Annotated in this window: 15 protein-coding genes; 12 read left to right on the plus strand and 3 right to left on the minus strand. The window is 23.1% G+C overall.

The genetic code is table 11. From position 1 onward, the window contains the following. Positions 1–12 precede the first annotated feature (12 nt). Complete coding sequence (flgN, locus tag D9V59_RS01690) at positions 13–414, minus strand: flagellar export chaperone FlgN (RefSeq protein WP_158364491.1); 402 nt, start codon at positions 412–414, stop codon at positions 13–15. 78 nt (positions 415–492) lie between these two features. After that, positions 493–1,152, minus strand: a complete 660-nt coding sequence (gene flgA / locus D9V59_RS01695; protein WP_261979382.1) for a flagellar basal body P-ring formation chaperone FlgA — start codon at positions 1,150–1,152, stop codon at positions 493–495. 196 nt (positions 1,153–1,348) lie between these two features. Here flgA and flgB point away from each other — a divergent pair, with 196 nt between their 5' ends. The 10 genes from flgB (at position 1,349) to D9V59_RS01745 (ending at position 9,809) form a co-directional block, all read left to right on the plus strand. After that, positions 1,349–1,747 carry a flagellar basal body rod protein FlgB gene (flgB, locus tag D9V59_RS01700; RefSeq protein ID WP_158364493.1) on the plus strand — a complete coding sequence of 133 codons (399 nt, stop codon included), beginning with the start codon at positions 1,349–1,351 and terminating at the stop codon, positions 1,745–1,747. A gap of 8 nt (positions 1,748–1,755) precedes the next feature. After that, complete coding sequence (gene flgC, locus D9V59_RS01705) at positions 1,756–2,169, plus strand: flagellar basal body rod protein FlgC (protein WP_158364495.1); 414 nt, start codon at positions 1,756–1,758, stop codon at positions 2,167–2,169. A 17-nt stretch (positions 2,170–2,186) separates the two neighbouring features. Beyond that, entirely contained in the window at positions 2,187–2,861 is a 675-nt protein-coding gene (locus D9V59_RS01710) for a flagellar hook assembly protein FlgD (RefSeq protein ID WP_158364497.1), read from the plus strand. A 37-nt stretch (positions 2,862–2,898) separates the two neighbouring features. Continuing rightward, entirely contained in the window at positions 2,899–4,110 is a 1,212-nt protein-coding gene (locus D9V59_RS01715) for a flagellar hook protein FlgE (RefSeq protein WP_158364499.1), read from the plus strand. Positions 4,111–4,128: 18 nt separating this feature from the next. Next, positions 4,129–4,869, plus strand: coding sequence for a flagellar basal-body rod protein FlgF (gene flgF, locus D9V59_RS01720; protein ID WP_158364501.1), 741 nt, complete (start codon positions 4,129–4,131; stop codon positions 4,867–4,869). Positions 4,870–4,892: 23 nt separating this feature from the next. Then, positions 4,893–5,675, plus strand: coding sequence for a flagellar basal-body rod protein FlgG (gene flgG / locus D9V59_RS01725; protein ID WP_158364503.1), 783 nt, complete (start codon positions 4,893–4,895; stop codon positions 5,673–5,675). A gap of 79 nt (positions 5,676–5,754) precedes the next feature. After that, positions 5,755–6,471, plus strand: a complete 717-nt coding sequence (locus D9V59_RS01730) for a flagellar basal body L-ring protein FlgH (protein ID WP_158364505.1) — start codon at positions 5,755–5,757, stop codon at positions 6,469–6,471. A gap of 168 nt (positions 6,472–6,639) precedes the next feature. Further along, positions 6,640–7,755, plus strand: a complete 1,116-nt coding sequence (locus D9V59_RS01735; RefSeq protein ID WP_158364507.1) for a flagellar basal body P-ring protein FlgI — start codon at positions 6,640–6,642, stop codon at positions 7,753–7,755. Continuing rightward, on the plus strand, positions 7,755–8,066 hold the full coding sequence (locus D9V59_RS01740) for a rod-binding protein (RefSeq protein ID WP_158364509.1): 312 nt from the start codon (positions 7,755–7,757) through the stop codon (positions 8,064–8,066). Before D9V59_RS01735 ends, D9V59_RS01740 begins: the two co-directional genes overlap by 1 nt. 111 nt (positions 8,067–8,177) lie before the next feature. Beyond that, the gene (locus D9V59_RS01745) at positions 8,178–9,809 is read left to right on the plus strand and encodes a FlgK family flagellar hook-associated protein (RefSeq protein WP_158364511.1); all 1,632 of its coding nucleotides are present in this window, start codon (positions 8,178–8,180) and stop codon (positions 9,807–9,809) included. A gap of 124 nt (positions 9,810–9,933) precedes the next feature. On the opposite strand, the gene rne is transcribed toward D9V59_RS01745, so the two are convergent. Further along, the gene (gene rne, locus D9V59_RS01750) at positions 9,934–12,828 is read right to left on the minus strand and encodes a ribonuclease E (protein WP_158364513.1); all 2,895 of its coding nucleotides are present in this window, start codon (positions 12,826–12,828) and stop codon (positions 9,934–9,936) included. Positions 12,829–13,166: 338 nt separating this feature from the next. Here rne and rluC point away from each other — a divergent pair, with 338 nt between their 5' ends. Together rluC and rpmF are read left to right on the plus strand one after the other, a co-directional pair. Next, the gene (gene rluC / locus D9V59_RS01755; protein ID WP_158364515.1) at positions 13,167–14,117 is read left to right on the plus strand and encodes a 23S rRNA pseudouridine(955/2504/2580) synthase RluC; all 951 of its coding nucleotides are present in this window, start codon (positions 13,167–13,169) and stop codon (positions 14,115–14,117) included. 78 nt (positions 14,118–14,195) lie between these two features. Beyond that, positions 14,196–14,360 (plus strand): 50S ribosomal protein L32, encoded by a 165-nt coding sequence (gene rpmF / locus D9V59_RS01760; protein ID WP_158364517.1) that lies wholly within the window; start codon positions 14,196–14,198, stop codon positions 14,358–14,360. Positions 14,361–14,410 lie beyond the last annotated feature (50 nt).

Consider the following 14,410-nt stretch of genomic DNA (forward strand, 5'->3'; position numbering starts at 1 on the left):
TAATAATGTTTATTAGTTTTGCAAGTTCCCTTCAGCATCATAACTAACAGATGCAGTATAATTAGGCAGTAATTCTAAAAACTTTTGATTTAAGTAAAATTTTTTATTGATAAGGATTTTATTTCTAATATTTAATTTTTTTAATAGATAACATTTTTTTACTATTTTTGTCCAATTTTTATATAATATATAATGATTTTTATAAGGTAAAAATATGCCGTATTCTTTTTCAAATAAGATTCTATCTTCATTAAGTTTAGAATATTTTTTTAATAATACTTTTTTTTTCATAAAATCTAATATATTTTCATTGTTATTAAAGTCTGATAAATTTTTATATTCTTGATTTGTTATAGTTTCTAAAGAACATAAAATGTTTTCTATTTTTTTTAGAGTATCTATTAAATTTTGCATTATTTTTTTATATAAAATTTATTTATAAAATATTATTTTTACATAAAATGTATTATGATATCAACAAAAATTTATTGCTCATAAAAAAACTATTACTTCTCCACTTTTATTGATAGTTCCAGTAATAATTTTTCCAGTTTTTGTTTTAATGCGTATTGTGTCATTTTCAGATCCGTTACTTAATGATTTTGCTTTAGAAAAAATAGTAAAATTATTACTATGGATAATAACAGTTACTTGTTGATGAATTTTCACTATCCAAAATGGACGCGTTATTAAAGATGTTATTACTTGAAAAGGCAAAATATCACGTAAATTAACTCTATTTATTACATCTTGTTTTCTTCGATAAGTATAACTAGGTAATAAATCTATGCGTCCTATTAAAACTTTTAAATCTGATTCTTTTATTTTAGTTCCACGAGGAATATTTCTATTAGCTACAATATATTCTCCTTTAGCATGAATTTCTATTTTTAGATAATAATGTTTTTTAATGCAAGTTAATAGTACATCTTTTAAACCTATATAATTAATATTATTTAAAATAGAAAAAACAGGTTTTTCACAATATATATTTTTTTTTAATGGAGTCCGTATTATTATACTTATAATATCTTTTTTAAAAGGATATTCTTTTTTTAAAAAATTATTTAATTGATTAGTTAACGTAATAGCATTAACGTGAAATGTTAAAAAAAGTAGAAAAAAATAAATTATTATTTTCAATACAATCATTCTATTCCTTTTATATTAATTAAAACTGTTAATTAAAACTGAAACGTATAAACAGAAAATAATTTCTTAAAATCATTTTCTTGATAAAAAATATTCAATAAAAGTATAATAAAAAAATTATAAAAAAATAAATTTTCTAAAAAATAAAGTAAAATATAATTTTTTCAATAAAATATTCCATTTACAAGGATTAAAAATGTTCGATAAAATAAATAAAATTTTTGATTTTAGTCAAAATAAATTAAATCTTTATGCAAAAAGACAAGAAATTCTATCTTCTAACATTGCTAATGCTGATACTCCAGGATATAAAGCAAGAGATGTTGATTTTAAAAATGAATTCAACAAAATATTAAATCAAAAAGACAATAGCATTCCTTTGAAGAAAACATCTTTTAAACATTTAAATGGAAAAAATAATTTTATTTTAATAAAAACGATACCAATTGACAAAAATCAAATTAAATTAGATGGGAATACTGTGAATATGGATAGAGAAAGAATTGCATTTATGGATAATAGTTTAAAATATCAATCAATTTTAGTATATATGAAAAATGAAATTAAAAATATCATGCGTATTTTAAAAGGATAATATCAATCATGTCTCTTCTAAATATATTTAATATTGCTGGCTCAGCAATGAATGCACAGTCACAAAAAATCAATACAAGTGCTAGTAATTTAGCTAATATAGATAGTATTATATATAAAAATGGAAAATTTTATCCGTATATTGCAAAACAAGTAATTTTAGAATTTGATGCTTTAAATAAAAATTCTAAAATAGGTGGAGTAAAAGTTTCTAAAATAGTTGATGATCCAAGTCCTATGCATTTAATTTATGATCCACATCATCCTATGGCTGATAATAAAGGTTATATTTTAAAGTCTAATGTTAATCCTATTACAGAAATGGTAAGTAATATTTCAGCTTCAAGAAATTATCAAGCAAACATAGAAGTTTTAAAAACAGCTAAATCTATAATACTTAAAACTCTAACAATTGACGAATAAATAATAATGGAGTAAATATGACTACTATTAACGTTAATTCTCCTATAGAGAATACATTTATTAAAAAAAATAATAATATACAAAATGAATTAAATCCATTAGATTTACAAAAAAATTTTTTAACTTTATTAATTGCGCAAATTAAAAATCAAGATCCTACAGATCCTATTAAAAACACTGAATTAACATCACAATTAGCGCAAATTAATACAGCAAGTGGAATTGAAAAATTAAATAATACTGTAGGAAATTTTTCTAGTCAAATTAACAATAATAAAAATATTCAAGTTTCTTCATTAATTGGACATCATGTAATGATACCTAATAATGAATTAGTTCATACTGAAAATACTAAAACAAAATTTGGAATAGAATTAATTGGCAAAGCCTCTTTAGTAGAAGTGCAAATTATAGATAAGAATAATCAAATTTTACATAAAAAAATAATAAAAAATGTAAAACCTGGTATATATAGTTTTATATGGGATGGAAAAGATTTAAATAATAAAAATGTCATAACTGGAAAATATACTATTTTAGTAACAGCGAAAAATAAAGAACAAAATGTTCCTGTACAAAGTTTAAGTACGGCTTTAGTTAATAGTATTATCACTTCTTCTAATGATCCTATTATCGATCTAGGAGCATCAGGTAATACAAAACTTTCAGAAATTCGTGAAATTTTTAAATAAAAATTTTTAAATCTAATAACTTTAAAGGATAAAATATATGTCTATTATGGGGGCTATAAGTGGTTTACTTGCGAGTAATGAACATATGGATACTATATCTAACAACATAGCAAATGCATCTACTATAGGATATAAATCTAGTAAACCAGTATTTTTTGATATGTTCTCTTGCTCTCGTGAATCTAATAGTATAAATGGAAATGGTGTTGGTGTCTCTAATATTATACAAAATTTTAACAATGGAATGTTAGTTGAAACTGGTAGAGATTTAGACTTAGGAATCGTACAAGATGGGTTTTTTCGTATTGTAGATGCCAAAGGCAATGTACATTATACTAGAAATGGCCAATTTTCACTTGATAAAAATAAAAATATTATTACTATGGAAGGAATGTATCTTACTGGAAAAAATAAATCTTACCCTCAAAATACATCAAATAATTCATATGGTTTAGAAACTCTTAATTTAAGACACGGTAATATATTGCAAGAAAAAGCTACTTCTTCAATTACATTAACAGCAGTTTTAAATAGCAATACTAATTCTATTAATGATAAAATTGATATATCTGATAAAAACATGCCTCAACCAGAAGACTACAGAACTTATATTAACATATATAATAAAAATGGCGAAAAAGAACAAATAAATATTTCTTTTTATAAAATAAAGAAAAATACATGGAAAGTAGATGTTGAATCTAATGAAAATAGCATTAATGATAGTTTTCAAATAGAATTTAATTCTAATGGAGAATTAATTTCTGATGCAAATTTAAAAATTAAACCCAAAAATGCAAAATATGAAGATATTACTCTTAATTTAAGCAATACCATAGAACAAGAAAATTCTGAAAATGGTAATGAAAAATTTTCTCAAGATGGATATCCAAAAGGTTATCTAAAAACATTTGAAATCTCTCAAGATGGTGAAATTGTTGGAATATATTCTAATAAACAAGTTCAAGTAATCGGACAAATATTACTATCAAAATTTATCAATCCTGAAAAATTACGACCTGAAAGCGGTAATGCATGGTCTGCTACTGAAAAATCAGGAACAGAAATTATAGGAATACCAGGTGATACTGGTTTTGGTTTTTTAAGTAAAAAAACTTTAGAAACATCAAATGTTGATTTAAATAAAGAATTAATAAATATGATTGTAGCTCAGCGTAACTATCAATCAAATGCTCAATCTTTTAAAATAGAAGATAAAATAATTAGCACAATAATTAATTTAATATAAATAGGATAAAATAATACAATGGAGAATTCGATATATAATTCAATGATTGCGGCTAATCAATTGTTAGAAAAACAAACTGTCATTTCTAATAATTTAGCGAATATTTCAACAACTGGTTTTAAAGAAAAGTTTAATTTTACACTTAAAAACCAATATATGGAAAATTTTTATAATAAAGATAATAAGATTACAAAAGAATATTACAACTTTTTTCCAGGAATATTAAACTATACTAAAAGAGATTTGGATTTATTTATAAAAGATAATGGATGGTTAGCAGTTAAAGATAAAAATGGTAATGAAGCATATACAAAGAATGGTCATTTAAAAATAAATTCAAAGAGAATGCTAACAATACAAAATAATGAAGTACTAGGAAATAAATGTATTATTAGAATACCTAGAAATGTCATATTAAAAATTTTATCTAATGGAATTATTACTGCAATAGAAAAAAAGAAAAACAGTTTTTCTGAAACTAAAATAGGTAGTTTAAAATTAGTACATCTTCCTTTACAAGATCTCATACAAAAAGAAAATGGATTGTTTTATCTTAAAAAAAATAGTCTACTTAATAAGAATATAAATCATAATAATAAAATAACTGTGCAATCTGGTGCATTAGAAGAAAGTAACGTCAATCCTTCTAAAAATATGATAGAGATGATATCTAATGCTAGACAATTTGATATTCAAATGAAAATAATTTCTATGTGTGAAAAAAATTCTGAATATGCAAATCAGTTATTTAATATTTAAAAAATAACATAGGATAAAAAATTATGATTCCTTCTTTATGGATTTCTAAAACAGGTCTTGATGCTCAACAAATTAATATGAATATTATTTCTAATAATTTAGCAAATGTTAGTACAAATGGTTTTAAACGTTCTCGAGCAGTTTTTGAAGATTTAATGTATCAAACAATACGTCAAGCAGGAACTAATTCATCTATTGATACAACTTTACCGTCAGGATTACAGTTAGGAACTGGAGTAAGACCAGTAGCTACTGAACGTATTTATAGTCAAGGAAATCTTTCAAAAACAGATTCTTCAAAAGACGTAGCTATTAATGGTCAAGGATTTTTTCAAGTGCAATTGCCAGATGGTAATATTGCATATACACGAGATGGTTCTTTTCAATTAAATCAAAATGGTGAATTAGTAACAAATAGTGGTTTTCCTATTGTACCAGAAATAACTATTCCTCCGAATGCTACTAATATCAATATAGCAAGAGATGGAGTTGTGAGTGTTTCTATTCAAGGACAAACGCAACCTGTTTTTATAGGACAGTTAAATTTAATTAATTTTGTTAATCATTCTGGATTAGAAAGTTTAGGAGAAAACTTATATCAAGAAACTCAAGCCTCAGGTTCTCCAATTGACACTGTTCCAGGTTTAAACGGTACAGGATTGTTGTATCAAGGATATGTTGAAACTTCTAACGTCAATGTTGCTGAAGAATTAGTAAATATGATTCAAACTCAAAGAGCATATGAAATTAATAGTAAATCCATTAGTACATCAGATCAAATGTTACAAAAGTTATCACAATTGTAGTTTAATTTTATTAATATGTTTTTTAAAAATATACAAAAATATTAATATATAAAATTTTTATTATTAAAGGTGATTTTTTGTGATAAAGTTTTTTATTTTTAAAACTAAATACTATTTAGCTGCTATTTTTTTATTATTACTGCAGAGCTGTTCTAATGTTGAGTATACACCTATAGTTTCAGGTATTACCACTGCTACAGCTCCTAATATTTTACCCAAAGCAATGAATAGTTCTTTATTTCAAGAAAAAATAGCATCAAACTATGGCTATGAAGCATTATTTGAAGATCATCGTCCACATAATGTTGGAGATATAGTAACTGTTGTATTACAAGAGAATATAAGTGCTAGTAATAGCTCTTCTTCCAATGCCAGTCGAGATGGAAGCACTAATTTAGGAATAACAATAGCTCCTGGTCAATTAAATCCTATGCTAGATGTTGAATCAAAAAATAATATAACTGGATTGAATAGCATAGGAAAAAATAATTTTTCTGGAAAGGGCAGTAATTCAGCAAAAAATAAATTTACTGGACTAATTACCGTTACTGTTCAAGAAGTGCTTCCTAATAATAATTTAAAAGTAATTGGAGAAAAACAAGTTGCTATTAATGAAGGAATAGAATTTATTCGATTTTCAGGTGTAATTAACCCTAATAACATTAATAAAAATAACTTAATTTCATCAACCCAAATTGCTGATGCACGTATTGAATATTTTAGTCATGGACGTATGAATGATGTTCAAAAAATGGGATGGTTGCAAAGATTTTTAATGAAGATTTCTCCTATATAAATATATATTATAAAACAATAAATATTTTAAATTAAATCTCATAGAGAACACTTTTTGTTCTTTATGAGATATTAAATATTTAAAAAAATTTTTGTATTAAAATTCATCAAAAAAAATATATCTATATATTATAATACTTTTAAATAAAAGAATTTATAAAGGTTTTTTATGTCTAAGAAAATATTTTTATTGATAATAAAAACAATGATTTTTATTTTTATAAGTTTTTCATTTCCTTTGTGTGCTGAAAAAATACGTGATTTAACTAGTATTCAAGGAATTCGTAATAATCAACTTATTGGTTATGGACTAATAGTAGGTTTAGATGGTACAGGCGATCAATTAACTCAAACTCCATTTACAAAACAATCATTAAATAATATGCTTTTACAATTAGGTGTTAACATTCCTACAGATACTAATATGAATTTAAAAAATGTAGCAGCAGTAATGGTAACAGCTAATTTACCACCTTTTAGTCATGCAGGAGAACAAATAGATGTTATTGTTTCATCTATAGGAAATTCTAAAAGTCTTAAAGGTGGAACGTTATTAATGACTCCTTTAAAAGGAGCAGACAATCAAATTTATGCTATTGCTCAAGGTAATATATTAATATCTGAAAAAAATAGTTTTCAAAAAAGAATAAATTTTAATCAAGTTAATTCTGGCATAATTAATAACGGTGCAACAATCGAACGTGAAATAAATACTAATTTTGGAAAACAAAAAACAATTAATTTGCAATTAAATCAAGAAAATTTTATTACAGCACAACGTATTAGCGATATGATTAATATTAAATATCCAGATACAGCTACACCTATTGATTCTAAAACAGTACAAATAAATACTGTAGCTAATAATAATGTACAGGTTCACATGCTTGCTAATATTCAAGACATAGATATTTCCATTCCTTCACAAGGAGCTAAAGTTGTTGTTGATCGTCGAACTGGTTCAGTTGTTATTAATCAAGAAGTAAAATTAAGATCATGTGTAGTATCAGATGGAAGTTTATCTATAATAATACCTAAAATTATAGATCTAAAAAACAATTTATATTTTTTAAAATCATTCATAAAAAAAGATGAAAAAAAATATAATTTATCAGATGATATAATGAATAAAAATTATATAGATAATATTGTTTTTAATAAGAGTAATTTAAATGATATAGTTAAAGCTTTAAATATATTAGGTACTAAACCTGATGAATTAGTTTCTATTTTAGAGTTAATGAAACGTGCTGGTTGTCTTAATGCTACATTGGAAATTATTTGATGAACGATAATTCATTATTAAATATTACAAATTATAATACACAATTTATTCATGAACTTAAATATCAAGTGCATAATAATCCTAAAAAATATGCATTACAAACTGCTAAATCAGTAGAAAGTATATTTATTCAAATTTTACTTAAAAGCATGAGAAATTCTTTATCAAATAACACGTTATTAGATAATAATCAAAGTCGTCTTTATACCGATATATATGATCAAAAAATATCAGAGGAAATAAGTAAAAAGGGAATAGGACTCACTAATATTATTCTTAAACAATTAGAAATAAAAAAAAATATTGAATAAAATAAAATTGTATTAAATATAATTCATATGTATTATTCTAAATTCATATGTATTATTCTAAATTAGAATATTTTTCAAAATCATACATTTGATATAAATTGAGGAAAAAAAATGGGTTCTATATTAGAGACTGCCATTTCTGGCATAAATGCTATGATGATACTGATTGATAAAAATAATAAAAAAATCAATAAAACTCCTTCAAAAAATGCAGAAAAACGCGTTTTTCTAGAAAATACTGTACAAGAGTCAAATGTTAATACTGTCGTAAAAGTAAAAGAAATATACGATAATTATAATGATTTTATTGTAGAAGAAAAAAGAAAAACAAATGCACAAGTTAAAAATGAACAAACTAGAGTTGAACAACTATTCAAATTAGAAGATTTATTATGTGAAAAATCTAATATTTTTAATAACTTAATGAGCGATTTATATCTACAAATAGATAAAGATATTCTAGTAGATAAAAAAAACATTTTTAATGAACGAATAAAAGCGAAATTAAGTAATATAATGTTTTCTTTAAAAGATTTTGATAGAAAGTTAAATTTTTTAGAAAAAGATATAAAAGAATTAGTAATAAATAATTTACAAAAAGTTAATGATTTAATTAATGAAATTCATGATATTAACATTAATATAAATTATATTCCTATGTTTAAAGTTCCTAATCGAATGGAAAATCTTATTGAAAAAAGAGAAAATTTAGTAGATGAATTAAATGATCTAATTGGAGTTAAAGTTGTTAAAAAAGACAATAATTATCAAGTATTTTTAAATAATGGAATAGCTCTTATCGACAACAATCAAAAACAAAATTTAATTCCACTAACTTCAGAATCTGATGATAGATATATTAGCATAGGATATGTAGATGAAAGAGAACGAACAATAAAAAAAATAGAAAACATGATACCGGGCGCTTATTTAGGAGCTCTTTTAAAATTCAAGAGAGTAGAATTAGCCAATACAAGAAATAAAATTGGACAATTAGCAGTTAATTTTGCCGATAACCTTAACTCGCATCATATATTAGGACATGACATGTTCGGACATGTAGGTAAACAAATTTTTAATATCAGTAATCCTGAAATTATAGCGAGTTCAAGTAATCGTTCTGATCCTACAATATCAGTGCAATGGCGTTCTATAAGTGATGCAAAAGATACTGATTATCTTTTATATTTTAAAAATAATAATTGGATAGTAACAAGATTGGCAGATCGAACTGTAATACAACCTAGTATACGTGAAGACAACAATAAAACATTGATAAATTTTGATGGCATTGAATTTACAATAACAGGATATAATGCTGATAATAATATTTTTATGATTAAGCCATATTCTCAAACATTAAATAAACTAGAACTATTAATTGAAGAAAATGAACCATTTTCATTTTTCTCGACTAATGATGTAAAGAATTTTAGCAAACATCATGCTATAACAATAGATAAATTTCGTAAAGAATTTTTAGTAAATCATGAAGACACTCTTGATGAAGCATATCAAAAATTTTCTAAATCTATAGCTTATAAAGCTAACGAACTCGAGGAAGAAATTCCTTTTAAAAAAAATATGATTAGAATACTGCATGATAAAACATTATCTATGTCTAAAGATGCTGAAAAAGATTATCAAGATATCAATTATCAACAAGAATGTTATCTTGCAAATGTAAAAGTTTTAGAAATGGCAGGAAAAATATTTAATGAAATAATTGATTGCTATAGTTAATTATTAATTATAAATTTTTAAAAAATAAAAACTTACTTTATAAGTAAGTTTTTATTTTTTTAGAAAACTAGATTATTGAATTATATAGTACATCTATAATTTATTGATATTAAATTAAAAAATTTTATTTAGGTTTAGAAATAGGAGAACTAGCAAAATTTTTTGCAGAATGCGCTCCTGCAGCATTTTTTATGCTAATGTTTGATTTTATATTAGATGCATTAGAATTCATCGGATTTTTAATATTATTTATATATAAATTTTCAGATATTTTTGTTATAGGTGCACTTGATTGACACTTTTTGTTCTTTTTACTAGTTTTTAAAAAACTATTATTTTTATTTGAAGATAACAAATCTCTTTTTTTAGAAGCTAGTGAATATTTAGATATTATACTTGTATTAATTGCAGTATCGTGTTGTAAATATTTCTTACATTCTCGAATTTCTTTTTGTAATTTTTTAAATCTTAACAAATTATTCTTTTTAATTACTCTACAATCTGTTTTTTTTTCTAAAAATTTCTTATTATTAATAATATTTTTTTTTTCAAAAATCAAAAATTGATATAATTTAGTTTTATTAATTTTTTTTTGGTTTTTTATTTTTTTTAATGGTAATAAAGGATATTTAATGCAAACTTTAGCTAATAATAATTCTAATGAACAAACTGAAGAAATAATAAACTCAGAAAAGTTAATAGACTTTTTACTTAAAAAATTATACTTAATATTTTTTTTATCTAATTTTTTAAAATAATTAAAATATTGATAAAACATAGTATTTATGAAAATTCTATTAGAATAATATTTATCAATCAAATTGCTTTTAGAAGAAATTTTTTTATTCTTATCTTTTTTTTTCTGAATAACATCGTTTATATTCTTTTGTTTCTTATTTGCAATTAAAATGTTGTTTAAATTGTTTTCTGTATTATAAAAAAAATTGTATTTGCTAGGAAAATATATATTTTTATTTTTTAAAAATTCTGATTTATATTTTTCAAAAAAACTATTAGATTTTTTTAAAGAAAAATAATAATCATTTTGAACTGTTTTTAAATTATTTTTTTCTAAAGATAAATTTTTAATATTATCAAAAGAATAAGATTTATTTTTAAAATGTTTTTTTCTAAATAATTGTGATAAAATCAATTCATCTTTATTGTTAAATTTATCTTCATTTAAAGGAATTTGTTTTTTTTTAAAAAAAAGATTATTTTTGTTTTGAATAGCGTTATTTTTAAAAATTTCACTTGTAACAAAAATATTTCTTATTAAAAAAGCACTTTTAATCCAAGTTATCATTTTAAATATAAAACTTGTATTATTTAAATTTTTTTTTAAAGGCTTTTTATAATTATTTTTTTTTAAAATATTCTCTTTTTCTTTGTGAAGATTATTAATCTTATTTTGATATATATTATATTTAGTTAAATCTAATTTTTTTTTCTTTTTTCTTTCTATAATATTTTCTTTTAAAAAACTTGTAATTTTATTTTTTTGAATATTATAAAGAGAATAACTAATTGCATTGATCTTTTCTCCTTTTCGAATTCTAGAAACAGAATAATGCGGAGTTTTCATTTTTTTACTAGGAATAATAATAGTTTTTCCACCATCTTGACGTTTTTCAATAGCATGTACTGCAGCTCTTTTTTCATTTAATAAATAGCAAGCAATTTCTATAGGAACAATTGCATGAACTTCACGTGTATTTTCTTTTAAAGCTTCTTCTTCAATTAAACGTAAAATAGATAAAGATAAGGATTCATTATCTCTAATAGTTCCTGTCCCTGTACATCTTGGACAAACATGATGACTAGATTCACCTAAAGATGAACTTAATCTTTGTCGAGACATTTCTAACAAACCAAATCTCGAAATATGACCAATTTGAATACGTGCTCTATCTTCACGGGCGATTTCTCTTAATCTATTTTCAATTGTTTTCTGATGATTAATAGATATCATATCTATAAAATCAATTACTATTAACCCCCCTAAATCACGTAAACGTAATTGACGAGAAATCTCATCAACTGCTTCAAGATTAGTGTTGAATGCAGTAGATTCAATATCTGAATTACTTGTAGATCGTGCAGAATTAATATCAATAGCAGTTAATGCTTCTGTAGTATCTATCATGATAGAACCACCAGAAGGAAGTCTTACTTTTCTTTGAAATGCTGAATCTATTTGCGTTTCAATTTGAAAATAACTAAAAAGTGGTATATCTCCAGAATACAACTTAATTTTATTAATAAAATCTGGACGTCCTAAAAAAGTAATATGCTGACGTGCTAAATCTAATATGTTAGGATTATCAATTAAGATTTCTCCAATATCTTTACGTAAATAATCTCTAAAAGCTCGAACAATAATATTGCTTTCTTGATGAATTAAAAATGGTGCTATTTTATTTTTTGATATTATTTTAATTGTATCCCAATGTTTTAATCTGAGCGATAAATCCCATTGTAATGATTCTATAGATTTCCCTGCTCCAGCAGTTCTAATAATTATACTCATGTTTTCAGGTAATTCTAACAAAGATAATAATTCTTTCAATACTATTCTATCGTGTCCTTCAATTCTTCTTGATATTCCGCTTGATTTAGGATTATTTGGCATAAGAACTAAATAACTACCAGCTAAACTAATAAAAGTTGTTAAAGCAGCACCTTTAGTTCCTCGTTCTTCTTTAGTTATTTGAACGATAATTTCTTGGCCTTCTTTTAAAATATCTTTAATACTATAATTTAAATTATGAACATTCTTATCTAATAAATAATTTTCAGAAATTTCTTTAAATGGTAAAAAACCATGTTTTTCCTCACCATAGTCTATAAAAACAGCTTCTAAACTTGGTTCTATACGAGTAATTTTTCCTTTATAAATATTTGATTTTTTTTGTTCTGATCCAGAATTTTCTATATCAAGATCGTATAAACGCTGACCATCAACAAGAGCTATACGCAATTCTTCCTGTTGAGTTGCATTAATTAACATTCTTTTCATTATAACTTTTTCTCTCTTATTTTTATAAATAAGTAAATACATCAACAGGAAATATAAATTATTAAAAATCAATTTTTATCATTAAATATGATTTTTATTTAAAATACCTATAAAAATAAGTTTTCTTATTTAAAAATAAATAAAAATATCAAATATAAATATATAAGAATTAATATATATAAAATAATATTAAATATATTTATTTTTTAAATCATATAAAATTTTTTTTATACTAATTCAATTAAAGACAAAACAACTTATTTAATATATTTAAATTAATAATTATATTATAATAAATAAAAATTAAAAAAATTATTTTAAAAATAGAGATTTTTTTAATGAAAAATCAAATATTGCCTATGTCTATCATATATATTAATCAAGATATGATAAATCAACGAATAGATAATTTTATGCATAAAAGATTTAAAAATATACCAAAAAGCATGATTTATCGTATTATAAGAACAGGAAAAGTTCGCGTTAATAAAAAAAGAGTAAAACCATATTATAAATTAAATATTGGAGATATAGTAAAAACTCCACCAATAAAAACTTCACACAATTCAAAAAATAATTCTATTCCTGTAAATTATCTTAACAGTTTATTAAAAAATATTTTATATGAAGACAATCATTTATTAATAATTAACAAACCTTCAGGTATTGCAGTACATGGAGGTAGTGGATTAAATTTTGGTATCATAGAATGTTTTCGAAAGTTACGACCATTAAATAAATTTCTTGAACTTATGCATCGAATTGATCGTGAAACATCAGGAGTTTTAATATTAGTAAAAAAACGCATGTCTTTATTATGTCTTCATAAACAACTAAGAGAAAAAAAAATCAAAAAAGAATACGTAGCACTAGTTCATGGTTTATGGCCTAATAATATAAAAAAAATTTCGCAACCTTTATTAAAAATAAAATTACACAACAAACAAAAAAAAGTTTTAATTGACATTAATGGGAAAGCTTCAGAAACGCATTTTATAATAAAAAAAAAATTTTCTTCTTCAACTCTATTATCAATCATTCCAAAAACTGGTAGAACACATCAAATTCGTGTACATTCTTTATATGCAGGACATCCAATATTATTTGATAAACGTTATGGTGATAGTAAATTAGATTCTAATATAAAAACTAAAAATCAAAACAACATTAACAGACTTTTACTTCATGCTTCTGCAATTCACTTCATACATCCTAAAAATGGCAATAAAATTTGTATCAAAGCACCCTTAGATTTAGATTTTAAAAATTATTTACATACTATGATGTAGTGCATATTTAATATAATTTCATATAAAAATGTTGTTTTACAATTAAATTACAACTAGTTATAAAGAGAGATATATAACATGGCTGTTCAAAAAAATAAACCTACTCGTTCTAAAAGAGGCATGAGACGTTCTCATGATTCTTTATTAAAACCAACCTTATCTATAGACAAATGTTCTGGAGAAATCCATGTTAGACACCATATTACATTTAATGGATACTATAAAGGAAAAAAAATAATTTAAAAAATCTCAAATGGTACTTCAAAGAAGTGCCATTTTACAAAAAATTTATA

The sequence above is a fragment of the Buchnera aphidicola (Artemisaphis artemisicola) genome (assembly GCF_005082365.1).
GTDB lineage: Bacteria > Pseudomonadota > Gammaproteobacteria > Enterobacterales > Enterobacteriaceae > Buchnera > Buchnera aphidicola_AR.

What these genes read in the sequence shown, in the direction of transcription:
- rluC (WP_158364515.1), top strand. Translation starts at nt 13,167, where the DNA reads ATGAAAAATCAAATATTGCCTATGTCTATCATATATATTAATCAAGAT.
- D9V59_RS01715 (WP_158364499.1), top strand. Translation starts at nt 2,899, where the DNA reads ATGTCTATTATGGGGGCTATAAGTGGTTTACTTGCGAGTAATGAACAT.
- D9V59_RS01740 (WP_158364509.1), top strand. Translation starts at nt 7,755, where the DNA reads ATGAACGATAATTCATTATTAAATATTACAAATTATAATACACAATTT.
- D9V59_RS01710 (WP_158364497.1), top strand. Translation starts at nt 2,187, where the DNA reads ATGACTACTATTAACGTTAATTCTCCTATAGAGAATACATTTATTAAA.
- flgN (WP_158364491.1), bottom strand. Translation starts at nt 414, where the DNA reads ATGCAAAATTTAATAGATACTCTAAAAAAAATAGAAAACATTTTATGT.
- D9V59_RS01735 (WP_158364507.1), top strand. Translation starts at nt 6,640, where the DNA reads ATGTCTAAGAAAATATTTTTATTGATAATAAAAACAATGATTTTTATT.
- flgC (WP_158364495.1), top strand. Translation starts at nt 1,756, where the DNA reads ATGTCTCTTCTAAATATATTTAATATTGCTGGCTCAGCAATGAATGCA.
- D9V59_RS01745 (WP_158364511.1), top strand. Translation starts at nt 8,178, where the DNA reads ATGGGTTCTATATTAGAGACTGCCATTTCTGGCATAAATGCTATGATG.
- flgB (WP_158364493.1), top strand. Translation starts at nt 1,349, where the DNA reads ATGTTCGATAAAATAAATAAAATTTTTGATTTTAGTCAAAATAAATTA.
- rne (WP_158364513.1), bottom strand. Translation starts at nt 12,828, where the DNA reads ATGAAAAGAATGTTAATTAATGCAACTCAACAGGAAGAATTGCGTATA.
- flgG (WP_158364503.1), top strand. Translation starts at nt 4,893, where the DNA reads ATGATTCCTTCTTTATGGATTTCTAAAACAGGTCTTGATGCTCAACAA.
- rpmF (WP_158364517.1), top strand. Translation starts at nt 14,196, where the DNA reads ATGGCTGTTCAAAAAAATAAACCTACTCGTTCTAAAAGAGGCATGAGA.
- flgF (WP_158364501.1), top strand. Translation starts at nt 4,129, where the DNA reads ATGGAGAATTCGATATATAATTCAATGATTGCGGCTAATCAATTGTTA.
- flgA (WP_261979382.1), bottom strand. Translation starts at nt 1,152, where the DNA reads ATGATTGTATTGAAAATAATAATTTATTTTTTTCTACTTTTTTTAACA.